General features: G+C 59.7%; 22 protein-coding genes and 1 pseudogene. 9 read left to right on the top strand and 14 right to left on the bottom strand.

Features of this window, described 5'->3' with window-relative positions:
• Positions 1-89: 89 nt before the first annotated feature.
• Positions 90-271: pseudogene (locus tag ABH909_RS19455) on the bottom strand (SDR family NAD(P)-dependent oxidoreductase); the annotation flags it as partial.
• 8 nt (positions 272-279) lie between these two features.
• Here ABH909_RS19455 and ABH909_RS19460 point away from each other — a divergent pair.
• A complete protein-coding gene (locus ABH909_RS19460) occupies positions 280-1,101 on the top strand; it encodes an alpha/beta fold hydrolase (protein WP_429440004.1) in 822 nt (273 codons plus the stop codon).
• 68 nt (positions 1,102-1,169) lie between these two features.
• Positions 1,170-2,168, top strand: a complete 999-nt coding sequence (locus tag ABH909_RS19465) for an NADP-dependent oxidoreductase (protein ID WP_429388883.1) — start codon at positions 1,170-1,172, stop codon at positions 2,166-2,168.
• A gap of 391 nt (positions 2,169-2,559) precedes the next feature.
• Here ABH909_RS19465 and ABH909_RS19470 read toward each other — a convergent pair whose 3' ends face one another.
• The gene (locus ABH909_RS19470) at positions 2,560-3,117 is read right to left on the bottom strand and encodes a nuclear transport factor 2 family protein (protein ID WP_429385723.1); all 558 of its coding nucleotides are present in this window, start codon (positions 3,115-3,117) and stop codon (positions 2,560-2,562) included.
• 148 nt (positions 3,118-3,265) lie between these two features.
• Here ABH909_RS19470 and ABH909_RS19475 point away from each other — a divergent pair, with 148 nt between their 5' ends.
• Positions 3,266-4,210 (top strand): NADP-dependent oxidoreductase, encoded by a 945-nt coding sequence (locus tag ABH909_RS19475; RefSeq protein ID WP_429385721.1) that lies wholly within the window; start codon positions 3,266-3,268, stop codon positions 4,208-4,210.
• Between the two features lie 97 nt (positions 4,211-4,307).
• A complete protein-coding gene (locus ABH909_RS19480; RefSeq protein WP_429436277.1) occupies positions 4,308-5,276 on the top strand; it encodes an SDR family NAD(P)-dependent oxidoreductase in 969 nt (322 codons plus the stop codon).
• Positions 5,277-5,356: 80 nt separating this feature from the next.
• On the opposite strand, the gene ABH909_RS19485 is transcribed toward ABH909_RS19480, so the two are convergent.
• The 3 genes from ABH909_RS19485 to ABH909_RS19495 form a co-directional block, all read right to left on the bottom strand.
• Positions 5,357-6,376 (bottom strand): aldo/keto reductase, encoded by a 1,020-nt coding sequence (locus tag ABH909_RS19485; RefSeq protein ID WP_429385717.1) that lies wholly within the window; start codon positions 6,374-6,376, stop codon positions 5,357-5,359.
• 79 nt (positions 6,377-6,455) lie between these two features.
• Positions 6,456-7,862: an acyl-CoA reductase gene (locus tag ABH909_RS19490; RefSeq protein ID WP_429385715.1), complete on the bottom strand. Its 1,407-nt coding sequence runs from the start codon at positions 7,860-7,862 to the stop codon at positions 6,456-6,458.
• Entirely contained in the window at positions 7,859-9,214 is a 1,356-nt protein-coding gene (locus ABH909_RS19495; protein WP_429385713.1) for a hypothetical protein, read from the bottom strand. Before ABH909_RS19495 ends, ABH909_RS19490 begins: the two co-directional genes overlap by 4 nt.
• 198 nt (positions 9,215-9,412) lie before the next feature.
• Between ABH909_RS19495 and ABH909_RS19500 the strand changes: the two genes are divergently transcribed.
• The gene (locus ABH909_RS19500) at positions 9,413-10,228 is read left to right on the top strand and encodes a metalloregulator ArsR/SmtB family transcription factor (RefSeq protein WP_429385711.1); all 816 of its coding nucleotides are present in this window, start codon (positions 9,413-9,415) and stop codon (positions 10,226-10,228) included.
• Between the two features lie 36 nt (positions 10,229-10,264).
• On the opposite strand, the gene ABH909_RS19505 is transcribed toward ABH909_RS19500, so the two are convergent.
• The 5 genes from ABH909_RS19505 to ABH909_RS19525 form a co-directional block, all read right to left on the bottom strand.
• Complete coding sequence (locus ABH909_RS19505; RefSeq protein WP_429440007.1) at positions 10,265-11,233, bottom strand: NAD(P)H-dependent flavin oxidoreductase; 969 nt, start codon at positions 11,231-11,233, stop codon at positions 10,265-10,267.
• A 98-nt stretch (positions 11,234-11,331) separates the two neighbouring features.
• On the bottom strand, positions 11,332-12,306 hold the full coding sequence (locus ABH909_RS19510; RefSeq protein ID WP_429385709.1) for an NAD(P)H-dependent flavin oxidoreductase: 975 nt from the start codon (positions 12,304-12,306) through the stop codon (positions 11,332-11,334).
• Positions 12,307-12,407: 101 nt separating this feature from the next.
• Positions 12,408-13,901, bottom strand: coding sequence for an aldehyde dehydrogenase family protein (locus ABH909_RS19515; RefSeq protein WP_429385707.1), 1,494 nt, complete (start codon positions 13,899-13,901; stop codon positions 12,408-12,410).
• 96 nt (positions 13,902-13,997) lie between these two features.
• A complete protein-coding gene (locus ABH909_RS19520) occupies positions 13,998-14,828 on the bottom strand; it encodes an SDR family NAD(P)-dependent oxidoreductase (RefSeq protein ID WP_429385705.1) in 831 nt (276 codons plus the stop codon).
• Positions 14,829-14,940: 112 nt separating this feature from the next.
• Entirely contained in the window at positions 14,941-15,948 is a 1,008-nt protein-coding gene (locus ABH909_RS19525; RefSeq protein ID WP_429385703.1) for a phytanoyl-CoA dioxygenase family protein, read from the bottom strand.
• A gap of 277 nt (positions 15,949-16,225) precedes the next feature.
• On the opposite strand from ABH909_RS19525, the gene ABH909_RS19530 reads away from it, so the two are divergent.
• The 4 genes from ABH909_RS19530 to ABH909_RS19545 all read left to right on the top strand — a co-directional run bounded on the left by ABH909_RS19530 (position 16,226) and on the right by ABH909_RS19545 (position 19,608).
• Positions 16,226-16,825 carry a TetR/AcrR family transcriptional regulator gene (locus tag ABH909_RS19530; protein WP_429385701.1) on the top strand — a complete coding sequence of 200 codons (600 nt, stop codon included), beginning with the start codon at positions 16,226-16,228 and terminating at the stop codon, positions 16,823-16,825.
• A gap of 106 nt (positions 16,826-16,931) precedes the next feature.
• Positions 16,932-17,744 (top strand): SDR family NAD(P)-dependent oxidoreductase, encoded by an 813-nt coding sequence (locus ABH909_RS19535; RefSeq protein WP_429385699.1) that lies wholly within the window; start codon positions 16,932-16,934, stop codon positions 17,742-17,744.
• Entirely contained in the window at positions 17,741-18,517 is a 777-nt protein-coding gene (locus tag ABH909_RS19540) for an SDR family NAD(P)-dependent oxidoreductase (RefSeq protein ID WP_429385697.1), read from the top strand. Before ABH909_RS19535 ends, ABH909_RS19540 begins: the two co-directional genes overlap by 4 nt.
• Positions 18,518-18,603: 86 nt before the next feature.
• Complete coding sequence (locus ABH909_RS19545) at positions 18,604-19,608, top strand: GlxA family transcriptional regulator (protein ID WP_429385695.1); 1,005 nt, start codon at positions 18,604-18,606, stop codon at positions 19,606-19,608.
• A 69-nt stretch (positions 19,609-19,677) separates the two neighbouring features.
• Here ABH909_RS19545 and ABH909_RS19550 read toward each other — a convergent pair whose 3' ends face one another.
• Genes ABH909_RS19550 through ABH909_RS19565 form a run of 4 tightly spaced genes read right to left on the bottom strand, consistent with a single transcriptional unit; the run spans position 19,678 to position 24,038 of the window.
• Positions 19,678-20,427, bottom strand: a complete 750-nt coding sequence (locus ABH909_RS19550; protein ID WP_429385693.1) for an SDR family NAD(P)-dependent oxidoreductase — start codon at positions 20,425-20,427, stop codon at positions 19,678-19,680.
• A 35-nt stretch (positions 20,428-20,462) separates the two neighbouring features.
• A complete protein-coding gene (cysN, locus tag ABH909_RS19555) occupies positions 20,463-22,367 on the bottom strand; it encodes a sulfate adenylyltransferase subunit CysN (protein WP_429385691.1) in 1,905 nt (634 codons plus the stop codon).
• Entirely contained in the window at positions 22,367-23,269 is a 903-nt protein-coding gene (gene cysD, locus ABH909_RS19560; RefSeq protein ID WP_429385689.1) for a sulfate adenylyltransferase subunit CysD, read from the bottom strand. Before cysD ends, cysN begins: the two co-directional genes overlap by 1 nt.
• Positions 23,262-24,038 (bottom strand): 3'(2'),5'-bisphosphate nucleotidase CysQ, encoded by a 777-nt coding sequence (locus tag ABH909_RS19565; protein WP_429385687.1) that lies wholly within the window; start codon positions 24,036-24,038, stop codon positions 23,262-23,264. Before ABH909_RS19565 ends, cysD begins: the two co-directional genes overlap by 8 nt.
• Positions 24,039-24,060 lie beyond the last annotated feature (22 nt).

Below are 24,060 nucleotides of genomic sequence, written 5' to 3' on the forward strand. Positions count from 1 at the left end.
AATCTGGTCGACCAGAACTTCGACATCGTGGCCACAAGCTAGCGCGCTCTGAGCTGCCGATCGTTGATTTGGCCGCACTCATCAAAAGATCACTGTAGGGTTTGGTAGCGCTGGGCAACCGCAGCTTGGCGGATTTGCCCAGCAATCCCTGACGTGCGCTCTGCAGGTCATCCCAGCGTTCAGCTTCGTGCAGCGGCGGGATCGTCACCGGCTCGCGACGATCGAAACCGACCAGTGCGGCATCCACCAGATCGTCCACTTCCATGATTTCGCGCGTTCATCAACGCGGCGAACCGGTCGATCACAGTCAATGGCACTCCCTTCGCCTACCGCGACATCGGCCCCGCAACCGGTGTGCCTCTCGTACTGTTCAACCATTGGGGCGCGGTGCTGGACAACTTCGATCCCGCGATCATCGATGGCCTGGCACAAACACGACGCGTCATTGCCACTGACTATCGCGGGATCGGCGGCTCTGGCGGAACCGCGCCACTGACGGTCGGCGAAATGGCTGACGATGCCATCCAGTTGATCCATGCGCTGGGGTTCGAAACCGTTGATGTGCTCGGTTTTTCGCTCGGTGGCTTCGTCGCTCAAGACATCGCCCTGAAAGCCCCCGAAAAGGTGCGTCGCTTGATTCTGACCGGCACCGGGCCGGCCGGCGGAACCGGTATCGACAAGGTCGGTTCGGTGACGTGGCCATTGATGATCAAAGGTTTGCTGACCTTGCGCGATCCCAAGTGCTACCTGTTCTTTACTTCGACGCCCAATGGCCGCCGAGCCGCCTCGCAGTATTTGCAACGCTTGAAAGCGCGCAAAACAAATCGCGACAAAGGCCCGACGCCCTACGCTTTCCTGCGGCAGTTAAAAGCCATCACCGCGTGGGGTAATCAGGCACCGCAAGACCTCGAGCGCTTGCGGACGCCGACGCTGATCGTCAACGGCAACAACGACATCATGGTGCCCAGTGTTAACTCGCTGGCGCTGGCCAACCGCGTCCCGAACGCACAGTTGGTTATTTATGAAGATGCCGGGCACGGCGGAATTTTCCAGAACTACGCTGACTTCGTGGCCAAGGCACTGGCGTTCCTCGATGCTTGACGACGCAGCCCATCAACACCGAAAACGTACCGCCCCCCCTCCCTCCAACCGACAAGAGCCGCACCACGATGAAGGCATTTCTAATTGATCGCTATGGCAAGAACACTGGGCGCATTGGAGAAGTGCCCGTCCCTAACGTGGGCGCCCACGACGTCTTGATCGAGGTACACGCCAGCAGCGTCAACCTGCTGGATTCGAAGATCAGGAAAGGCGAATTCAAACTGATCCTGCCCTATGCATTTCCGCTGGTGCTGGGCAATGACTTGGGGGGCGTAGTGGTTCAGATTGGAGCACAGGTGACGGGGTTCAAGCCGGGAGACGAGGTCTATGCCCGCCCGCCTGAAGCGCGGATCGGAACGTTCGCCGAATTGATCGCTGTGGACAAAAACGCGGTCGCACGCACACCCGCCAATACCACCATGGTACAAGCCGCGTCCCTCCCCTTGGTTGCACTGACCGCCTGGCAAGTGCTGGTCGAAACCGCCCAACTGAAAAAGGGCCAGAAAATACTGATCCACGCCGGCTCCGGCGGCGTCGGCACCCTCGCCATCCAGCTCGCCAAACACCTCGGCGCCTTTGTCGCGACCACCACCAGCACCGCAAATGTCGAATGGGTGAAGGCACTCGGGGCCGATGCAGTGATCGACTACACACAGCAGAACTTCGAAAGTGTCTTGCACGACTACGACGTGGTGTTGAACAGCCTCGGCGCCGATGTACTGGAGAAGTCACTCGAGGTCCTCAAGCCCGGCGGCCAGTTTATTTCCATCTCAGGTCCACCCACTGCACAGTTCGCGCGGGAGCAAAGGTTGTCCTGGCCATTGCAGCAAGTCATGCGTCTGCTGAGACTTGGCATTCGTCGCAAAGCGCGCAAACAGAACGTCAGCTACGCGTTCGTGTTCATGCGGGCCAATGGCGCTCAACTGCAACAAATCACCGCACTCGTTGAGGACGGCATCATTAAACCTGTGGTTGATCGCTCCTTCACCTTTGAATCAACGGCAGAGGCGTTGAAGTACCTCGAGCAGGGACGAGCCAAGGGCAAGGTCGTTGTTACGCTCAAATGACGACGCCACAAGTGGCTTGCGATGCGGCCGTTGCGCACGAAGTGGACCCAGTTGGGCTTGATACGATCCCCTAGTGCAGCGCGCGTAACCCTTATCGGGCCGCTGGCAAACGCCGCCGGCTTGATGCCCTTCCAGACCTTCGGGGGATTCGGCGCGCCAAAGCTCTCGGCATGTGCGTACGCAATGCCCAGCCAGCGTAAGGTGTTCCCGGTTTTAGCGCCCACGAACCAGCCGCTTGTGGTCCTGACTTTCATGTTGATCATTCGTTGATGGGCCTCAGGTGAATACGAGCAAACCGAGCGGCAGTAATTGAGTCTGCGAGCGCACCAGAGTGAATTTCGTTCTGCCCGGCAATGACTGTGCTGGAAAATGATCGACGCAATCATCCTCCTCAGAACGGCAAGTGGCCTCGAGGGCGAGTCACTGTTAGTGGACGCTCGTAGGAAGGGTCGGTCTTATCGCGCGATGCCACGCCCGTAGCGGCATAAGCGTCCAGCGCTTCCTGAGGCAGAGGGAATTCGCCAAGCGCACCGTTCCATTCAATCACGCACTTGCGTGCAGCAATCGCCCACCTGCCGTCACGGCGTTCGAAACGGTCAAGGTACCTGCCGCCACTCAGAGTGAGGCCTGGACCGACCTGATTCTTGCCCGAGAATATCCAATAGGTTTCGGTGTGCGCCGTATCGCCATCCAGATCGCATCGATGGTTGAGCACGTAATGCTTATGGGTGTGTTGATACTTGGCGTGATAAGCGAACGCCCAGTCGATGAACTCATCTACCGACCCGACAAACGCGCCATGATCATCCAGGGCATCGTCGTGATACACGCTTTTCACCATTTCCCGGTCGAATCTGTCCACGCCGCTGCAATACCGAATGATGCAGTCATGGATTTTCTGACGGTCGATAAGCTCTTGCAATTCAACAGGAACAAATGGGCTGGTCATGGATTTTCCTTTTCTTGTCAGAGGTACCGCACCGGATCAATGAACGTCGCGAAGCCTTGTTCAAAAACGCTTCATCTATCTCGCCAGGGATGCCATTATCTGAACGGCGATCAGATAATAGAATAAAAAACGATTAAGGGAGAAAAAAATGAAAGCGATTCGCTTCCATCAATACGGAGGGCCCGAGCAACTTGTTTTGGATGATGTAGCCACGCCGGGTATAGGCGCCAACGAGGTTCTGGTGCGAATTCATGCGGCGAGCGTCAACCCGGCGGACTTCAAGTTCCGCGCAGGCTGGTTCAGGGACTTCGTCGACCTTGCCCTGCCCTTCATTCCCGGTGCGGATTTTTCCGGTACGGTGGAGAAAGTTGGCTCGCAGGTCGACGGCTTCAAGCCTGGGGATGATGTGTTTGGCATGCGGGACGTCCAGGCGGGCGGTAGCTACGCGCAGTACATCGTTGTGAGCAGCGACGCGATTGCCTTGAAACCGAAGCACTTGAGCCATGCCGAAGCAGCCGCTGTGCCTTTGGCCGCGTTGACTGCATGGAGCGCTCTGTTCGATCACGCACAGCTGAAACAGGGGCAGCGAATACTGATTCATGCCGCGGCAGGCGGTGTAGGAATATTCGCCGTTCAACTGGCCAAGCTTGCGGGTGCTGAAGTCATAGCCACAACGTCCACGCCCAACGTGGACCTGGTTCGCTCGCTTGGCGCTGATCAGGTGATCGATTATCGGCTTGTGGACTTTGCAAGCGTCGTGCGAGATGTCGATGTGGTTCTGGACGCTCTTGGCGGTGAAGGCCAGGCGAAATCGATGAGTACGCTGCGACAAAATGGCTTGATCGTGACGCTGCAGCCGCCTGGCGTCGATGCCGCCCTCGCGCAACAGATGCAGGTGCGTACAGCATTGGTGGCTGTCTCCGCTAATGGCATTCGTACCGCCGAGCTAGCTGCACTTCTGGACAAGGGCACTCTAAAACCCGTGATCGATCAGCAATTCCCCCTGGCGGATGCGGCCCAGGCCCACGTTCGCAGCGAGTCGGGCAGGACCCGGGGCAAGATAGTTCTGACCATGGATCAAGAACCCGAGTAGATCACTTCTCATTGGCCATCACGCTGGCACTTGAAGGCCGGACATCGGCTTGCTTAGTACTGGCGACGGCCCGATTACAAAAAGGGGGAAAACCCAAATGCTCAGTTTCGATGCAAAAGTCGCTCTCATCACCGGTGCAGGACGCGGCATCGGCCGCCAGCACGCCCTTTCGTTGGCTGAACGCGGCGCTTTTGTCGTGGTGAATGATTACGGCGTCAACGGGCGCGGCGAGCAAGGCGGGAATGCCGACCCGGCGGCTTCGGTGGTGGCCGAGATTCACGCTTCAGGCGGTCAGGCCATGGTCGCTTGCTGCGATATCGGCGACAGTGCCCAGGTGGCCGAGATGATGGATGCGGTCATTGCACGGTGGGGCAGAATTGACATTGTGATCCACAACGCGAGCACCTACGCGGATCTCGGCCCGTTCGAATCGACCCGCGTGGATGACCTTGAACGCATCATGCGCGTCAACGTGACCGGAGGCTGGAATGTCGCCCATGCCGCCTGGCCGCACATGCAGCGCCAGGGACAGGGCCGCATCGTCATGACAGGCTCAGGCGCCGGCATGTTCGGTCGCCGCCGCGATCAAGCGTACAGCGTGGCAAAAAGTGCGCTCATAGGCCTGACCAAGGTGCTCGCCACCGAGGGCGAACGCCAGGGCATCATGGTCAATCTGGTTGGCCCGGTAGCGTTCACCGACCAGTCCAAAGCTCAGGGCATACCGTCGATCATGGAGCGTTTCGCCCCGCCCATCATGGTCAGCAATCTGGTGATGCTGCTGGGCCATACCGATTGCCCGGTGAATGGCGAAATGTTCCATTGTGGTGGCGGATTCGTCTCGCGGGTATTCGTGGGGGAAACGTCCGGCGTGACATTCACGCTGGAGGATATGTCGCCCGAAGGCTTGCTCGAAGCGTTGCCACGCATTATGGATGAGACTGACTACGCCGTGCCCAGAAGCTCTGATCAATCAGGTGCGCGGCTGTCAGCCGGTATCGCTTCGGTCAATCCGGAATTTGCCGAAGTACTGGCGGCTGCCAAACGCGCGCGTGACGTCGCGCGGTAAGACGAATTGAAAGGCAACACGGGGGCGAGGAACTATCACGCCCCTGGAATTGGGGCCGCTGCACGGCCCCTTTTTAGACTCTACAGCTTGATCACGCCCTCGAAGCCCCCCAGCACAATGCCTTTAGTACGCTTGATGAAGTCATGCGGGTAACCCAGCTCCAGCTTGCTGAGCTGGTCTAGTGACGCCACCTGATTTGCATCCAGCTGGAAATCCAGGCAGGCCAGGTTGTCGCTCAATTGTGCCAAGGTCCGGGCTCCCAGCAGAGGGATCACTCCTTGCTTGGCGCGTAGCCAGTTCAGCGCCACATGCACGGGATGCCTGCGTAACTGTTCGGCCAGTACGCTTACCCCCTGGGCGATTGCGAGGCTACGCTCATCGAGGGGCTTGAGCTGGAAGGTCTCCAGACGTTTGCCCTGAGTATCGTCAGCATTGCCATATTTGCCGCTAAGAATGCCACTGGCCAGCGGCGACCATGCGCAAACGGAAAGCCCCAGCGCTGCAGCCATAGGCAGCAATTCGCGTTCTGCCGCGCGTTCGATCAGGTTGTATTCGATCTGCAGCCCCACGAATGAGGTCCAGCCCCGCAGCTCGGCCAGGGTATTGGATTGCGCCACTACCCAAGCCGGGGTATTGGAGGCACCGATATAAAGGATCTTGCCCTCTCGAACCAGATCGTCCAATGCACGCATCACCTCATCCACCGGGGTGATACCGTCCCAGCAGTGTGTCCAGAGCACATCAAGGTAGTCAGTGCCCAGCCGACGCAGGCTGGCCTCCACCGAACGCTTGAGACTTTTGCGCTGGTTCCCGGCGATGTTCGGATTGCGCGAGCCGGGTACATGGAAGCTGTACTTGCTGGCGATGACCGCTTCATCCCTGTGCCCTTTGACCAAGCGTCCCAGGATTTCCTCCGAGCGACCATCGGAATAGATTTCGTTGGCCGTATCAAAGAAATTGCCACCGGCGTCGCGAAACGCCTGATAAATCGGGCCAGCCTCCTGCTCGGAAGTACCCCATTGTTTGGCCCCGAAGGTCATGGTTCCCAGGCAAAGCTCAGATACCCGCAAACCGGAGCGGCCGAGTAGTTGATAATTCATGTGTTTCCTCGCTATTGAATTCGAATGTCGTGAACCGCCGTACAACGCGGCGGCGATGAAAAATCATCAGTACCTGGCCCTATCCCTCATCATTCACCCAGCGAACAAAACGCTGCAGAGGGTTGAAACCATCGTGGGGCAAGCCCGCTTCCACGCCAGCGGAACCGCCAATATTCACGACCCTTTGCGCCCCGGCGCAGGCCAGCCGGTCGCGCAACTGTGCCTTGCGTTCTGGGGGATAGACGCCCACCGTCTGCGTGGCGATGTTCACATGACGAACAGCGTCCTGTAGGTCATCCACCTGCACGACATTGACGACCTTGCCATCAGGGTGGAAATCGACAGGCTCCTGGGAACGGATTACCAGCCCTTCCCCGCCGTGCCCGCCCCATACGCGATAGGACGGCTCGAGCATGCGCAATCCGTCGATTTCATCCCGCAGTTCTGCAGACACACGCGGTCCGATCGCCGATGCCGTCGGCCTGTCGATATTCATTCGCCGTTGCAACAGGGCGCAGAATCGGTCCACCTGCTCGGTGCTTCCCTCGACGAACTGGAAGCGGCTGGAGGCGCAGGCTTGCTGATTCATCAGCGTCACATCAAAAGCCGCCTTGTCGGCGACCGCTTCCAGCGTGTCCTGCGAGTCGAACACCTCGCGGCCGATCATGGAGATGGAGGTTTTCGGATCGAACGACACCAACTCGAACCCTGGGCCGATGTATTTGCTCACGCTGCGGATCGCGCTGTCCCCGCCCCAGGCAACCACCTTGTCAAAGAACTGCGGCCTGAACAGCGCACGCTCGACCTGCTCATCGCCGCCTCGCCAGTACACCGCAGAGAAAGAACGCGTGAGCGGGTGGCCAGGCGCCACGGCAGCCATGGCGCGCAAAATGGCGGGTGCCGTGAACAAGTCGTTCGAGGGCAACTTGAGCAGGTGCACGCCTTTGGTGAGCGCACCCCGCACCACCGTCAAAGCCGAAACCCCTGGAGCGTTGCCCGCGACGATGTGGATCAATCTTGGGGGGAACGCACGGATGCGACTTTGCCGTCCGCTTGGAGCGTCGTTGATCACACGCCAACCATCCAGTACGTCGGCACCACCCAGCTCGGTGCGAATCTGGAACTCCAGGCTTGTACGGTTGAATGGTGCCGAAATGTTCTCGTAGGAAAACTCCATGATGTGACGCGGCAACGGGCCGGTCCTCAGCGAGTTTTCCAGGGCCTCGGCGACGAGGCCGTGCGGGTCCGACTTGAGCCACTGCCCCGTCTGCTCCAGCACTTCGATGATCTCAGCAACAGGCGTATCGAATGCAGGCCCGGGCTGGTCGCGCGTCCACACCAACTGGTCGAGGTCCAGCCTGGGCGTCGCAAAGCGCGCGCGGGCGGGTCCGTGTTCACATTCAGCGCCGTGCACTGTCTGGCCCTTGATGAAGTGGCAAACCGTAACCGTACCGGGCACTTGTTGTGCTGCGGGAGAATAAGTCATTCTGCAAGCGCTCCTCGAATGTAGGCATCTAACGTCCCGGCGCAGCCGATGTGATCGTCCTGGCCGATCTGGCTGAAACGGGTGATGTTGTCGAGCAAGGTCGGGCCATGTCGCCCACAGGGACAGCTGTCGGAAAAATCGACGGTCACTTTGTCGCCCGTGATGACACCACCCCACCGGCCTTCGTACAGCAGGTCGAGAAACGCAAAGCGCCCCTCGGCGAAACCTTCTGCATTGGCATCTTCCATCGTTAACAAGCGCTCGCCGGGCTCATCAGTGATCAACCAGATCAGACCCGGCGCACGGTGATAGCGCCCGGCTTCACAGCGGGGCATCAGTTGGGCGATTTCGGTCATGCCGTAGGCCGCGGGGCGGATGACATTGCCATAGAATCGAGCGACCTGATCCTGATAATCCTCAGGCAACGCCACGCCTTTTATGCCGCCGCCCGCCTGAACGATGCTCTGGGGATGGAATTCACCGTCACCGATTCCGCGCTCGCGGGCGCACTCGATGATCATCATGTGCTGGGCCCACAGCCCGCTGATCATGATGGGCTCATGCCGGTGATCAAGAATTTTATCGGCAAGCTTGCGCATGTCCTCAGCACCCTGGCGAGCCTTGAGTCGTGCCGCTGCTTCGAAGGCCTGGATCTCCTCGGGCAGTGCAGTACCCTCCGCGATCGCCTTGCGCATGGCAGCGGCGCGGCTGACCTCGCTGATCAGCAACGGCTCTTCGGTCAACGCATACATTGCTCCCGCGCGGCCCCAATTCAGGCGGCCGATCTGCGCCGATTCGATGGCGCTGTTATAACCCTTGATAGGGCCCAGCCAGAACAGCGCCCGGTTGGGCTCGGCACGCACGAACGGCCAACCGGTGGCGTGTTTGTAATGCAGCGCCTTGTTCTCTTGATCGGCGGCGGTGTGATTAAGGAAGGAACATTTGCCACTCGAACCACTGGTCGCCAGCGGTCGGTGCCCTGCCGCATATAAGCGTTCAAGCCACTCATCAACGTCCTTCACGCCTGTGACGTCGACGTTGCTGACATCCGCCACGGAAAACGTTTGCAGCCACTGAAGCATCCGATCCCATTGATTGTTGTCGATGAAGGTTTGCGGGTAGGACTTGTAGACCGTGTGAGAGAAAAGCAGCGGCACCAGCTGCTCGAGGCTGTCGATTCGAGTGATGCCCGCTTCCTCCGCGCGGTGACGTAACAGCGGTATCTGTTCGATACGGACCTCGAACAGCTCTTGCGCAGCGAGCAACTGAAGTTCATGGACCTGTGCTTGTGGCTGATCGAACGCGTGGGGCTCGACGATCTGATCAAGCAATTGTTTTCGTATGGGCGTCATTGAATACCTCGGCTTGTTGTTCTTATATGTGAACGGCATTTAATTTACGAGGGAAATTAATAGCCCGGTTTAAAGCCGTGGTCAACCCCTTCTTTCCGACTGTCATTGCAACGCCTTTTAAATCAATAAAACCATGGCCTCTGTTGAGCACAGCTGCTAACTTCAAGCCTCATTACGGCAACGACCAACATAACAGCCATGACTAACCAATCTGATGTTCTTACGGAAGCCTTCATTGCCTTGGCCGACCCCACTCGACGGACACTTTTCGAGTTGCTGGCGACCGCACCGTCATCTGTTGGCGCGTTGGCGCAGCAAATGCCGGTCACCCGCTCTGCGGTTTCTCAGCACCTCCAGGTGCTCCATAAAGCCGGATTGATCGAGCAAACCAGGAGTGGCCAACGGCGAATTTATGCGCTCAGGAAAGAAAGGCAGGGAGTGCTGGAGAAACTGAGCGAATACGCGCGCTCATTCATGGAGTCCACAGCAATCATCGTGGATGAATGCGTCCCGCCCCTGCGCGGCGATGATCGATCCGAAATGGCACAGTTGAATTGGCAGGCGGTGAACGCTGAGGTCGATACTCAGGTCGTTGCGCTGGCAGGTCGGTTCTATGTAGCAGGTCACCGCATGGAGCAACTCCTGGCGCGCACGGCTGCACGTCACCGCTTGAACGTCGGAGAAGCGATGATTCTAGGTACGTTGAAGCGCCTGGGCAGCGAACGCGCTTGTACACCCACTCAATTGGGCCGGCACTCGCTGATATCCCTGCCGGGCATTGCAAAACGGCTAAGCCGTCTCGAACAGATGGGCCTGATCGAGCGCACGATGGCTGATCGGGATCGGCGCTCGGTACAGGTTATTTTGACAGACGCAGGGGCGAAGGTCTTCGAAGCGATCAGCCACGAACAGTTCACCCACAGTTACGCAGGCTTCATTGCGCTTTCCGCCGCCCAACGCGATGGGCTGGATGAAGTGTTGGATCGCCTGCTGACGACGCTGCCTCCACTCTGACACGGCACAGAGCGTCCCCCATCCTGAAGAAGGCGCTCACTCTGAAAATCGTGTCAGACGCCCGTCAATGACCGCACGCGCTTGCGACATGATCGATTGCACCAGGTCGGCGCAAGTGGGCACATCATGGATCAGCCCTACTCCCACGCCTGCGGCATAGGCACCGTCGTCCGGGTCGCCACGCTCCGTGGCGAGCACCCAACGCAGGCCGCTGGCCAACGCCATTATTTCATCATGCGCCGCTCCGACCTTTTCCATCTCCAGGATCTGTTCGGTCAAAGCGTTGCGCAGTACCCGCGTCGTATCGCCAATGCTGCGACAAATCAGCGTGGTGTCGCGCTCAGTGGCCGCCAGGTAGCGAGCCTTGATCGCTTCCGGCATGGGCGACTCCTGAACCATCAGAAAGCGCGTGCCCATCGCTATCCCCTCCGCACCCAACGCCAAGGCGGCTACAAGGCCGCGACCGTCGGCAAATCCGCCGTTGGCGACCACGGGAATTCTCAGTTGATCGACCGCCGCCGGAATCAGCACCATATTGGGCACATGGTCCTCACCCGGATGGCCTGCTGCCTCAAACCCGGTCAAGCTGACCGCATCGGCCCCCAACTGTTGCGCCTTCAAGGCAAAGCGAACCGCCGTGCATTTATGCAGCACCTTGATTCCAGCCTCCTTGAAGGCGGTAATGAACTGGGCTGGATTACCGCCGGCCGTTTCCACACAAGTGATGCCCGCATCCAGGATGACCTTGGCGCTGTCTTCAGGTCTGACGCTGAGCTTGGGCAGGATCGTCAGGTTGACGCCAAAAGGCTTGTTCGTCAGGCCGCGGGTCTTCTCGATTTCTTCGTGCAAAGCAGTCGGTGACGGGAAACTGTGAGCGGACAGGAACCCCAGCCCGCCTGCGTTGGCAACCGCTGCCACAAGCTCGGCGCGCGACACATAACGCATACCGCCCTGGATCAGGGGAAACTGGATACCGAACAGCTCAGTGATTCTGGTTTTGAACATCATGACTCGCTCTAGGAGGTGATACCTGATCCGACTGTCGTCTCACAGCGCTCCGCAGTCGCAGAACGCCTTCAAGCACGTCCGTTCGTATGTGTCGATCAGGCTGAAGCCAGTTCTGCCGCTTGGGCAAGCTGCACTCGACATTCGCGGACCATGCGATCGAGCAATTCCTTGCAGCTGGGAATGTCATTCATCAGGCCAATCGACTGGCTGGCCCACACCAAGCCGTCGTTCACGTTGCCCGATTCCAGCGTCGCGCGACCTCGAGCGCCTGCTACCAGCGGACGCACGTCCTCGAATGTGCAGCCGCCAGGCTGACGCTCGATGGCCACGACCTGCTCGGAAATGGCGTTCTTGAACACCCTGCCGCTGTTTTTCAGGGTTCGGAAAATCAAAACGGTGTCACGCTCACTGCCTTGCACGACTGACTCCTTGATGCCGGAGTGGATCGGCGCCTCCTGCGTAAGCATGAAACGTGTACCCATGTTTACACCCTGCGCGCCAAGCACCAGTGCCGCCGCCAATCCATAGCCATCGGCAATGCCGCCGGAGGCGATGACCGGGATGCTGAGCGCCTTGACCGCTGCCGGGATCAGCACCAGGCCGCCGACGTCATCTTCGCCGGGGTGCCCCGCGCATTCGAAGCTGTCGATACTGATGACATCGACGCCACTGCGTTGCGCACTCAGTGCATGGCGGACCGAGGTGCACTTGTGCAGGATAGTGATACCGGCTGCCTTGAGCCTGTCAAAGTATTCCTTGGGACAGTTACCTGCTGTCTCAACGATCTTCACGCCACTGTCGATAATCGCCTGAAGATATTCGGCATAGGGCGGCGGGTTGGCCGTCGGCAGCACGGTCAAGTTAACGCCGAAAGGTTCACGGGTAAGAGTACGGCAACGTTCAATTTCATCGCGCAACGCGTCGGGCGTTGGCTGCGTCAACGCAGTCAGAATGCCAAGCCCGCCGGCATTGGAAACCGCAGAAGCCAGTTCGGCGCGACCCACCCACATCATGCCCCCCTGAATAATCGGGTAGCGAATGCCCAGCAGCTCCGTCACTGCAGTTTTCATGATGCCCTTCTCCTCATGCGCTGATCATTGTTTGTTCTTATATTTGAACGTCATTCAACTTGTCATGCTGTCCCCGACCGAACAAGCCTCCCGGTCATTGCTCACTCAGGCATCACGCTCACCCCAACGCCCTTGATACGGATGAACTCATCGAGGCCCGCCTTGCCTCCCTCACGGCCAAATCCGGAGAGACCCACGCCGCCAAACGGCGATGCAGGATGCAAGGCGGGAGTTGCCCGATTGATGTAGACCGTGCCCGCGTGCAGGCGATGAATGAGACGCTGGCTGATGTTCAGGTCATTCGTCTGCACGTAAGCCGCCAATCCATATTCGGTTGCATTGGCGAGGGCCACAGCTTCGTTTTCATCGCGGAATTTGAAGGCGCAAAGCACCGGTCCGAAGACCTCTTTCTGGGCGATGGACGCGTAGGGGTCCGTATCGGCAATGAGGGTGGGCTGGATGAAATTGCCCTGCCCCTGCACTGCAATGCCTCCAGCGAGAAAACGACCCGCATTGCCAGCACGCGCTGCGCCGATCATTTCCAGCACCCGTCCACTGGCCTTGGCGTCGACCATTGGCCCAACGATCACGTTCTCGTTGAGCGGATCGCCATACGGCAATTGTTCGACAGTGGCCTGCAATGCTTCCAGGAACGGCTCGTACACCGCCTCATGAATGATCAAGCGGGTTGGCAGCGCGCAACCTTGCCCGCTATTGGACAGCCCGAATGTGGCGCAATAGGCCGCCGTGGAAGCAATGTCGACACCAGGAAAAACAATGTTGGCTGATTTACCGCCCAACTCGAACACCAACGGCTTGAGGGTGTCAGACGCGGCCCGCATGATTGCGCGGGCGGCTTCCGGGCCGCCGGTAAAGGAGATTTTGTCGACCCCCGGATGGCTCGCCAGTGCGGCCCCTGCCGCGACCCCGCCTGGCAACACGTTGATGACACCTGGCGGCACACCGGCCTCCAGGGCCAGCTCGGCAAAGAGTTGCGAACTGAAGGGCGTGGACTCCGCGGGTTTGATCACAACGGTGTTGCCCACTGCGAGCGATGGCGGGACTTTCATCGCCAAAGACAGCAAAGGCGCGTTCCAGGTGATGATGTGGCCGATCACGCCATAGGGCTCAGGAACCGTGTACTCGAAATGCCCCGCTGGCGATGTACCGGTTACGAGGCCTTCGATCTTGTCCGCCCATCCTGCGTAGTAGCGCACCCAAGCACTGATACGCGGCGCCATGCCGTGCACCATCGTGCTGATCGGGATGCCGTTTTCGACCACGGCAATGTGCGTAAAACGCTCCATGTTTTGATCAATCAGGTCGGCAAAACGATCAAGAATCTGTCGGCGCTGGACAGGCTTCATCGCACGCCATGCCGGGTAAGCGGCGCGTGCAGCAGCGACGGCCATCACGACTTCATCGCGCCCCGCCATGGGAATATCCATCTGAAACTGTCCCGTCGCGGTATTGCGGTGACTGAAGGTGCCGCCGCTCCCGCGCGCAAGGCTGCGCTCACCAATCAGCAGGTTGACAGCGGGCAACGTGGCGGCAATCGCGGCGTGCTGCGCCGGGTTCGGGGGAATGAATATCATCGTCCAGATTCCTTTTGGCTTACCCAGTGTGGCCATGCCACGCAGGCTGGCCCCTTGATCGGGGCCCATGGATAGACGGGACAGACAAAACTGCTGTCAGTTTTCGTCCGCACCTGCTTCGATCAAAGCATGCGCCGCCATCGGGCCGATCTCCGTCACGCCACCGTCGACCGGCAGGTGCACGCCGGTGATGAAGCGCGCTTCATCGCTGGCCAGGTATCGCACCGCCAGGGCAACGTCCCACCCGTCACCTTCAATGCCGAGCGGGCCGACATTTTTACGCGTGACGCGCATCTGCGCAGGCAGCAGCGACATTGCCAACGGCGTGAGCACATGACCAGGAGCGACCGTGTTGGCGCGAATGCCCTGGCGCCCATAAAGAACGGTCAGTTCGCGCGCAAGCGCAGCCATTGCCGCTTTCGATGGTCCATAGGCGATACTTCCATGGGCGCGAATGCCTGCTATCGAAGAAATGTTGATGATCGAACCGGCACCGTTGCGAATCATTTCAGGCACGGAGTAGCGGCTCATCAGCATCGCGCTGGTCAGGTTGATGTTGAGTACCCTCATCCACGCTTCTTCGTCCGGCGCGTCCAGGGTGACGGGCGTCGCCACACCGACGTTGTTGACCAAAATATCGAGGCGACCGTAACGGGCGACCGTTTGCTCGACGATGCGGGCACAGTCATCGCGCAGCGTAACGTTACCAGTGCAAACGAAGGCTTCGGCGCCCATGTCCTGGATATGCTTGAGAGTGTCCTGCGCACGTTGGGCGTCGAGGTCAACGAGGCACACCTTGGCCCCTTCGCCGGCGAGAACGACAGCGATGGCACGGCCGATCCCGATGCCGTCGCCTTCGGCGCCAGCTCCCGTGACGATGGCGACCTTACCGGCCAATGTGGCGTTGTAATGCTTGGGTTGGGGCATGATGGAACTCCGAGTTCGTGCGGGTTCCGAGCAGGCAGCAGGATGACCCCGGCCCGCCTGCCCGATGATGGGCATGGCGAGCCATCTGGCCACTCGGTTTTCAGTCAAGGAATCAGTGAATCGAACGCACCAACGTCGCCGCCCGTCCGTCGTCGCTGTTGACGAGTACGGTCTCGCCGTGCTGGAACGTCTGCGGAATGTCAGCACCTTCGCGCTTCTTGCCATCGGTCCCGCGCACGTACGTCTGGGGCTCGATATCGAACGTCCTCTCTAGTTGAGTGCGGTCGTCACGCAGGGTGATATGCTGCGGCGTAATGCTCACCACACTGCCAATCGAGGGCACCTTGCCCGAAGCTTCGGTCACGCGAATGTCCATCGACATGCGAAAGCGATCCCGGGACAGGTTGGTGAGCCCGCTATGCGGCAGATTCAAGTCGAAAATCATGATATCCCCGGCTTCGAAATCCGCACGTTTCCAACCCTCGATGGGGATGAGGTCGGTTGGAATGGGGAATTGTGGCGGGTTGTTCAGATCATGCAAAATCGGGCCGCGATGGGCACCCTCCACCCAGGCACAGCCGCCCACTTCATCGTCCACCGTGTCGATGGGCACCCAGCAGATTTTCATCTCCAGGCCACGGCTGTAAAAGCCATCCTGGTGCGGATAGATAAAGCGGTTCTGGCCCGGATCTTCCACAGGTGGGTTCGCCCGGTATTCGGCGATCGGCAACCAGAACGGATCGTCGCCCAGCAACTCCTTCATGGTGGCGACAATCTTCGGATTCTCGGTCAGCATGCGGTGCATGTTGTTGTGATTGAACTCGCTGACACGCGCCAGCTCGGCGGGAGAAACGCTCTTGCCTTCGAAACTGGACCCGTTGTAGCGGTTTTCATTGACACCCGGATCGATCAGACCATGGCGCTGGAGGTAGTCTATCCAGCGCGCACGCATTTCGCCGATCACGCCTTTGTCCAATACATCCTTGAAGTACCAGTAACCGTCTCGCTCCCAAGCCTTGTTGAGCGCCTCCCGGTCACCAAGCAAATGATTGGCAGTCTTCAACTGCCCCATTGTCCGGGGCTGTTCCAACGGTACGGCTTGTGCATTTTTATTGTTCATGGACCGTCTATCCTTCTGGCTCGCGTTCGGCCAAGCAGGTTGATGATGCCCCATGCTGCCACCCCTTCGCCCCCACCATTAGGGTCGTATTCGACATAATCAGGGGGTGAATTCAACATCGCGACCGCCCACCCTGTTTATCGGATGCTCCGCTGCTCTGGAGCGAATAAACACCCCCTCAACGCCGTATCGAGTTTTTCTATAGATCTATTGAATTCCTTTGAAGTGCCGGCTACCTTACCTGCATCCTCTCCCTTGCCTTGCCCCGGAAATAACCATGTCTAACAGGACAAGTACCGACAAGTATTCCCGACGTCGCCTGGAAATCCTGATGGCGGCCGCCTCGGTGATTGCTGAAAAGGGCTTCCATGGCTGCCGGACTCAAGACATCGCCGATCGGCTCAACCTCAAGCAGGCGAGCCTGTACTACTACTTCCCGACCAAGGAAAGCGCGCTGGAAGCGGTGTGCCTCTATGCCGTTGAGGAGTCGACCAACCGGCTACGCCAGATCACGCAGAACACCGGAGCGCCGCTGGCCGATCAGATTCATGCCGTGATTCATGCCTATTTGCACGATCTGGACACTCACCGGGATTGCATGATCGTGCTCGCCGAACAACGTCGTTATCTGGGGCAGGACCAGCAGGTTGCGGTCCGTGCGCAGAGGCGCGAATACCGAGCCCTGCTCGAGCAGATGCTTGAGGATGCGCGCGCAGATGGCCAATTGAGCGCTGACATCGATTGCCAACTCGCCGTGCGCGCGTTGATCGACCTGTGTCATTGCGCCGCCTTGAGACTGCAGCGCAACCCCGGACATGACGCGACGTACATCATCGACCAATACAGCCGCCTCTTCTGCAAGGGTATTGAGCGTTGAGTTCGAAGACGCCCGCCCTCAAAGCGGTTGGGTAATGCACCAGACCGGGCAAGGGTGATCAGTGCCTTCGCTCGAGCCAGCAACGTCATCCGGAGGATGAATCATCATGAATCAGCTCAGCGGCAAGGTGGCGCTCGTCACTGGATCCACCCAAGGCCTCGGCGAGGGCATTGCCATGCGTTTCGCCCAGGAAGGGGCGAAACTGATCGTCAACGGTCGATCCGAAGAGAGGGGGCGAAAGGTCGTCAGCGCCTTGCAGCAGTTGGGTGCTGAAGCGATATTCATACGCGCCGACCTGACCGATAAAGATCAGGCACAGCGCCTGGTCCAGGACGCGGCGCAGCACTTCGGCCGTCTCGACATCCTGGTTAACAATGCCCAGGTTGTGCCGCCGCTGGCGCCCGCCGAATTTGCAGTCAACGACGGACTTCTCGACGCAGCCCTGCGCTCCGGGCTGTATGCCTCGCTCTGGACCGGACAAGCCGCGCTTCCCTGGTTCATCCAGGCCGGCGCTGGCCGCATCATCAACTTCGCTTCGGTGAACGGTGCCTACGGCAGTCGCTACGGTCTGGCCTACAACGCCACCAAAGAGGCCATTCGCGGCCTCACCCGAACCCTGGCCAACGAATGGGGGCGGCACAACATCACCGTCAACGTAGTGTTGCCCTCCGGCTGGAGTCCGGCGTATCAGGCCTTCTATGGCGACGATCTGCAGAAGCTCGAAGGTGTAGCCCGACACACGCCGATGCGGCGCCACGGACGAGCTCAGGAAGATATTGGTTCAGCGGTGTTGGGGCTTGCCAGCGACGACAGTCGATTTATCACAGGGCAATCACTCTACATCGATGGCGGTCAGAACTTGCTCGGCCTGCCTCAGTTGCACACCCTGGAACCCCTTCAGCAGGAGATTGCGCCATGAGCCAGCTACAAGATAAACATGTGCTGGTCGTAGGCGCCGATGCGATCGGCCGCGGGATCGCCATCCGTTTTGCGCGAGAAGGTGCCCGAGTTGCAATACTGGACCCAACGTTCGCCCTCGCCCAGGAAGTCGCCGAGGCCATTGAAGCCGGCGGCGGCTGTGCCGTCGCGTTTGCTGGCGCCTTTGATGCACACGTTGGACCGACACTGCAAACCGCCATCGCTGCACTGGGCGGTGTCGATGTGCTGGTCAATAACGTCCTGCCCATTCCCGTCATCGCGCCCCTTGAAGAGCAATCGGCCGATGCGTTCAACGACGCGTTCGCCCGGGTCCAAGCAGCGGTGTGCGCGATGCAGGCCGCGCTGCCCGTCATGCAACAGGCAGGCGGCGGACGTATCGTCAATGTCGGGCACCGTTATGGCGAAGGTGTCAACGAAGCGTTGGCCGCGTACAACTGCGCCGCGTGGAGCCTGGCTGGGCTGACGCGCACTGCGGCGGTCGACTGGGGGCGCTACCAGATAACTACCAACCTGCTGCTGCCATTGGCCGATACGCCCGAAATGCGCCAGTGCCATGCGCGTCGCGCCCGGGTCATGGACCTGATGATCGACCAGCTTCCATTGGGGCGCCTGGGCGATCCGATTGAAGACGTTGGCGCAGCGGCGTTGTTTCTGGCTTCGGACGCCTGCACCTTCGTCAATGGCGAGACCCTGCATGGCGACGGCGGCCAGCACGTGGCCGGCCCGGTGTTGAACCCCGCACGGTTCGGCTGACTGGCCAATGCCGGTGAACACAGATGCGCCTGACGCCTGGCTTGCGCCATACTGCGCCAAAGCGCCCCACTGACAAGGACCAATAAATGTCGGGTTTCGCAGTCGTCGGCCTCTCAGGCGCTTACCTTTCCAGCCTGGGTGTCTTCCTTGATGCATTCGAGCTTATCGGCCGGCAAGTCATTGAGCTGTATCGCACCCGCGAACCGATTGCCATGCAGACCCGCGTTCATCTGCTGACGCTCGACGGACGCCCTGCCCGATTGGCCGGAGGCAGAACCCTCCCTTCCGACGGCGGCCTCGATGCGCCGGTCCAGTATGACCTGATCCATCTTCCGGCCTTCATCTTTGACGACCAATCGACACTGCCGCCCTGGCTGGATAAAAACGGTCCGCTCTGCCAGTGGCTGATTCGCCAACACGCAGGCGGTGCACTGATTTCGGCCAGTGGCTCAGCGGTTTTCCTGCTTGCCGAAGCAGGACTCCTGGGCGATGGCACCGCGACGATTGCTCGCCCGTTGATACATCTCTTCCGCCGTAGGTATCCCAATATTCGTATTGATCATCGCTCGGCGGTGGTGGAGCACGGACGGGTCATCAGCGGCAGTGGCCTGGCGGCGGATATTCAGCTACTCACGCGCGTGGTGGAGTACGTCACCACCCCGGAGCTTGCCCGCTGGTTGAGCGATGTGACGAGCCTTCACCAGGCCGCCGAAGATCACCTGGCAGACGACCCGCTCACCGCCAACGCCCAGCTGTGGCTGGAGGAACGCTTCGCCCAGGACGTGCGCATTTCGGAGCTGGCCAAGGCCATGGCCGTCAGCCAGCAGACAGTCCTGCGACATTTCCAGCGGCACCTGGGGACCACGCCTCAGGAATACGTGCGACAGCTGCGAATGAAATCCGCGCAGGGATTGCTGATGCGTACCAGCCGCCCCATCGCACAGATCGCGACACTGTGCGGTTACAGTGATGTGCAGACCTTTCGCAAGGTCTTCCGAGAGTATGTCGGGGCGAGCCCGAGCCAATACAGGGTCCACGGCAAGGACACCTCATTCGGGCACCTTCCTCAGACCAGATTGCCGGTCCATTGATCGGCAAACATGCTTTCCAAGCGCCAACCGAGAATCTTTGCGACATCCTTGTCGCACGATTCCAAGGGCTCACACTCCCGCCGTGCGCCCATCATCGATCACCTGCATTGTCCCCGTGATGCCCGCCGACTCGTCGCCTCCCAGGAACAGCGCAAGGCTTGCCACTTCATGTGGCTCGATCATGCGCGCGCTGGTACGAGCCAACAAGGCAGCCATGCCCTCTTTCGACACCTCGTCGAAGATGGACGTTCGAGTCATGCCCGGGCAGATTGCATTGACCCGTATTCGGTGCTCACGATATTCCAGGGCGGCCGCACGGGTCATCATCAGCAATGCGCCTTTGGATGCCAGGTAGGCAATGGCATTGCAGGTGGCTGAAAAGGCGCCAACCGAGGCCACATTGATAATCGACCCTCCACCCGACGACATCATTGCAGGCAAAGAGTATTTCATCATCAGGAACGCCCCTCGCTGGTTAACGCCGATCACCCGATCCCAATCCTCGAGTGCTACCGCGTGGGTCGGAACCCTTTCACGCGGACCGATGCCTGCATTATTCACCAGCACATCAAGGCGACCATAGCGGGCTTGCACATGATCGAGCAGCGCTTGCACCGCCACCGGGTCACTGACGTCGCAGCCCCGACTTTCCAGTCTGCCGCCAACGTCGCGTGCAGCGCCAGCGGGTTCCAGCTCAAACACGTTGAGGTCAACAGCGACCACCTGCGCCCCCTCCTCGGCAAACCGCAACGCCACTGCGCGCCCGATTCCCGCTGCCGCGCCCGTGACCAGGGCGACCTTTCCAACCATTCGTGACATGACACCTCCTCCCTGCAAAAAGCAACCGTCAGTTTTTAACCAACCAGAACACCGCGCTCACGCATGCACGCGACTATCTGCCGTGCAGCGTCGATCGCGCTCTGGCGGGTCGTGTCGATGTAGACGTCCGGTGTCAGTGGTACTTCATACGGCGAGTCGATGCCGGTGAAGTTCTTCAACGCCCCCTGACGCGCTTTTTTGTATAGGCCCTTGGGATCACGCCGCTCTACAACTTCCAGAGGCGTGTCGACGAAGATCTCGATGAACTCCTGCTCTTCCACCAGACTGCGCGCAAGCTCCCGCTCGGCTCTGAAAGGCGAAATGAAGGCGCTGATGACCACGAGTCCCGCATCGACCATCAAGCGGGACACCTCTGCAATGCGGCGGATGTTCTCGACGCGGTCGGCGGCAGTGAATCCAAGGTCCTTGTTCAAGCCATGACGAACGTTGTCGCCGTCGAGCAGGTAGGTGTGCACGCCCAGCGCATGAAGCTGCTGCTCGACCAGATTGGCAATGGTCGACTTCCCCGTACCCGACAGGCCGGTCAACCACAGCACCACGGGCTTGTGACCATTGAGCTGGCCACGGGCCGATTTGTAAACCTCGACCGCTTGCCAATGCACGTTCTGCGCACGACGCAGGGAAAATTGCAGCATGCCTGCGCCCACCGTCAGGTTCGTAATCCGATCGATCACGATGAAACTGCCCATGTCGCGGTTCTGGCTGTAGGCATCAAAGGGTAACGGCCGATCCAGCGAGAGGTTGCACACGGCAATGTCATTGAGCTGCAGGGTTTTACCCGGAAGATGCTGCAGCGTATTGACGTCAACCAGGTATTTGGGAGTCGAGAAGGTCCCAGCCACAGTGCTCGCGCCCATTTTCACCAGGTACGGGCGGCCGGGAAGCATTTCGTTCGCATCCATCCAGACCAGCGTGGCCTGAAACTGATCGGACACCTCGCAAGGATCGCTTGCGGCCACGAGCACATCGCCGCGGCTGACGTCGATTTCGTCGGCCAGGGTCACCGTGACGGACTGGTGATGCTGAGCCGATGCGAGGTCACCGTTAAGGCTGACAATGCGTTCGACCTTGCTGTTGGTGCCTGATGGCAGCACACGCACGTTATCTCCGGGGCGCAGCGTGCCGCCCAGTATGCGACCTGAGAAACCGCGAAAATCAAGGTTGGGCCGATTGACCCACTGCACCGGCATGCGAAACGGCGCATCACTGCTCGCACTCTCGATGTCGACGTTTTCAAGGTAATGCATCAAGCTCGGCCCCGTGTACCAGGGAGTATTGGCACTGGGTTCGGTCATGTTGTCGCCCTTGAGCGCTGACAGCGGGATGCTTTGAATGCAACTGAAACCCAGTTTTTCCGCAAACGCCCGATAGGCCCGGTCGATGCGCTCGAAAATCTCCTGCGCATAATCGACCATGTCGAGCTTGTTCACGGCCAGCACCACGTTCTTAATGCCAATTAGCGAAACCAGATAGCTGTGACGGAAGGTCTGGGTCAACAAGCCTCTGCGGGCATCAACAAGGATGATCGCGACATCGGCCGTCGAAGCGCCGGTGACCATGTTGCGGGTGTATTGCTCGTGCCCTGGGGTATCAGCGACGATGAACTTGCGCTTTTCGGTGGTGAAAAAGCGGTAGGCCACGTCGATCGTGATGCCCTGTTCCCGCTCGGCACTCAGGCCATCGACCAGCAGGGCGAAATCCAGCTGGTCGCCCTGGGTCCCGCTTTTTTTCGAGTCAGCTTCCAGGGTAGCCATCTGGTCTTCCAGCAGCGCTTTGGCTTCATAAAGCAGTCGGCCGATCAGCGTGCTCTTGCCATCGTCCACACTGCCGCAGGTGATGAAACGCAGCAGCGTCTTCTTCTCGTGCAATTTCAGGTATTGATCGATGTCCTGCTCGATGAGTGATGTGCTCGCGTTCATCAGAAATACCCCTCGACTTTTTTCTTTTCCATGGAGCCAGAGCTGTCGTGATCGATCACGCGCCCCTGACGTTCAGTGGTGGTGGACAGGAGCATTTCCTGAATGATGGCGGGCAACGTTGCGGCCTGTGATTCCACCGCGCCGGTGAGCGGATAACAGCCAAGGGTGCGGAACCGCACGCTGCGTGTCTGCACGCTTTCGCCCTCGCGCAATGGCATCCGTTCGTCGTCGACCATGATCAGCGCGCCGTCGCGCTCGACCACGGGCCGCTGGGCAGCGAGATACAGCGGCACGATGGGGATGTTTTCCCGGTAGATGTATTGCCAGATGTCCAGCTCGGTCCAATTCGAAAGCGGGAATACGCGAATACTTTCACCGGGATGCTTACGCGCGTTGTACAAACGCCAAAGCTCCGGACGTTGGGCCTTGGGGTCCCAGCGCTGTTGCGCGGACCGGAACGAGAACACGCGTTCCTTGGCCCGGGATTTTTCTTCATCACGACGGGCACCACCGAATGCCAGGTCGAACTTGTGCAGGGCCAGGGCCTGTTTGAGCCCTTCGGTTTTCCACATATCGGTGTGCAGGGAAGAACCATGGGTGAAAGGATTGATATTTCGCGCTTCGGCTTCCGGGTTGCGGTGGACCAGCAACTCCATGCCGGACTCCTTGGCCATCTGCTCGCGCATGCGGTACATGTCCTGGAACTTCCAGGTAGTGTCGACATGCAGAAGCGGAAAAGGTGGACGCGAAGGGAAGAAGGCCTTGCGTGCCAGATGGAGCATCACGGCGCTGTCCTTGCCGATCGAATACAGCATCACCGGGTTTTGTGACTCGGACACCGCCTCCCGGAAAATGTCGATGCTTTCGGCTTCAAGGCGTTGCAAGTGGGTCAAATCAGGCATGATGAAACTCCTCGTGCCGTAGGCACTCGGCAATGGTCGACAATAAAGAAGCAGCAAGCTCCGGACGGCAGATCAGCACGTCGGGCATGAACACCTCGGCCTGGTTGTAGCGGCAGGGGCTGCCATCGATGCGCGAGGCGTGAAGGCCCGCCGCCAATGCAATGCCTACGGGAGCGCAGGAATCCCATTCGTACTGGCCTCCCGCGTGCAAATAGGCATGCGCCTCACCCCGCACGACGGCCATGGCCTTGGCACCTGCCGAGCCCATGGGGATCAGTTGCGCCCCCAGGCGCTGCGCTACCTGCTCGGCGACGCGCGGTGCCCGGGTGCGGCTGACCAGAATCTTCAGCGAACCTTCGAGCGCTGCCGGCAAGACCGGCGGCGCGGCGCCGCTGAAGGTTTGACCCAGGGCCGGCAGGCACACCGCGCAGGCCGCGTCTGCGATGCCGTCCTTGACCAGGCCGACATGCACCGCCCAATCCGTTCGGCCTTCTGCGTATTCCCGGGTACCGTCGAGCGGGTCGACGATCCACACCCGGCGCCTGGACAGCCGGGCCTCATCGGCAGCTTCTTCTTCCGAGAGCAGGCCATCGTCCGGTCGATGCCCACGCAACAAGTCGGTCAGCAGCGTGTTGGCCAGGCGATCGCCGTGGGCTCCCAGATAGTTCGCGGGCAGCAGGCCGTGTTCGCGCAGTTTCAGCAGGTGTTCACCGGCGGCGATCGCCAGGCGTGACGCCAGTTGCGCGTCGTCGAGTACTGATTCAGACATTCAGGCACCTCCTACAGGTGTC

The organism is Pseudomonas sp. BS3782 TE3695 (assembly GCF_050435305.1).
Taxonomy (GTDB): Bacteria; Pseudomonadota; Gammaproteobacteria; order Pseudomonadales; family Pseudomonadaceae; genus Aquipseudomonas.

Bases quoted from the DNA above. Each gene is read 5' to 3' on its own strand.
- ABH909_RS19465 (WP_429388883.1), top strand. From the start codon at position 1,170: ATGAAGGCATTTCTAATTGATCGCTATGGCAAGAACACTGGGCGCATT.
- ABH909_RS19470 (WP_429385723.1), bottom strand. From the start codon at position 3,117: ATGACCAGCCCATTTGTTCCTGTTGAATTGCAAGAGCTTATCGACCGT.
- ABH909_RS19475 (WP_429385721.1), top strand. From the start codon at position 3,266: ATGAAAGCGATTCGCTTCCATCAATACGGAGGGCCCGAGCAACTTGTT.
- ABH909_RS19480 (WP_429436277.1), top strand. From the start codon at position 4,308: ATGCTCAGTTTCGATGCAAAAGTCGCTCTCATCACCGGTGCAGGACGC.
- ABH909_RS19485 (WP_429385717.1), bottom strand. From the start codon at position 6,376: ATGAATTATCAACTACTCGGCCGCTCCGGTTTGCGGGTATCTGAGCTT.
- ABH909_RS19490 (WP_429385715.1), bottom strand. From the start codon at position 7,862: ATGACTTATTCTCCCGCAGCACAACAAGTGCCCGGTACGGTTACGGTT.
- ABH909_RS19495 (WP_429385713.1), bottom strand. From the start codon at position 9,214: ATGACGCCCATACGAAAACAATTGCTTGATCAGATCGTCGAGCCCCAC.
- ABH909_RS19500 (WP_429385711.1), top strand. From the start codon at position 9,413: ATGACTAACCAATCTGATGTTCTTACGGAAGCCTTCATTGCCTTGGCC.
- ABH909_RS19505 (WP_429440007.1), bottom strand. From the start codon at position 11,233: ATGTTCAAAACCAGAATCACTGAGCTGTTCGGTATCCAGTTTCCCCTG.
- ABH909_RS19510 (WP_429385709.1), bottom strand. From the start codon at position 12,306: ATGAAAACTGCAGTGACGGAGCTGCTGGGCATTCGCTACCCGATTATT.
- ABH909_RS19515 (WP_429385707.1), bottom strand. From the start codon at position 13,901: ATGATATTCATTCCCCCGAACCCGGCGCAGCACGCCGCGATTGCCGCC.
- ABH909_RS19520 (WP_429385705.1), bottom strand. From the start codon at position 14,828: ATGCCCCAACCCAAGCATTACAACGCCACATTGGCCGGTAAGGTCGCC.
- ABH909_RS19525 (WP_429385703.1), bottom strand. From the start codon at position 15,948: ATGAACAATAAAAATGCACAAGCCGTACCGTTGGAACAGCCCCGGACA.
- ABH909_RS19530 (WP_429385701.1), top strand. From the start codon at position 16,226: ATGTCTAACAGGACAAGTACCGACAAGTATTCCCGACGTCGCCTGGAA.
- ABH909_RS19535 (WP_429385699.1), top strand. From the start codon at position 16,932: ATGAATCAGCTCAGCGGCAAGGTGGCGCTCGTCACTGGATCCACCCAA.
- ABH909_RS19540 (WP_429385697.1), top strand. From the start codon at position 17,741: ATGAGCCAGCTACAAGATAAACATGTGCTGGTCGTAGGCGCCGATGCG.
- ABH909_RS19545 (WP_429385695.1), top strand. From the start codon at position 18,604: ATGTCGGGTTTCGCAGTCGTCGGCCTCTCAGGCGCTTACCTTTCCAGC.
- ABH909_RS19550 (WP_429385693.1), bottom strand. From the start codon at position 20,427: ATGTCACGAATGGTTGGAAAGGTCGCCCTGGTCACGGGCGCGGCAGCG.
- cysN (WP_429385691.1), bottom strand. From the start codon at position 22,367: ATGAACGCGAGCACATCACTCATCGAGCAGGACATCGATCAATACCTG.
- cysD (WP_429385689.1), bottom strand. From the start codon at position 23,269: ATGCCTGATTTGACCCACTTGCAACGCCTTGAAGCCGAAAGCATCGAC.
- ABH909_RS19565 (WP_429385687.1), bottom strand. From the start codon at position 24,038: ATGTCTGAATCAGTACTCGACGACGCGCAACTGGCGTCACGCCTGGCG.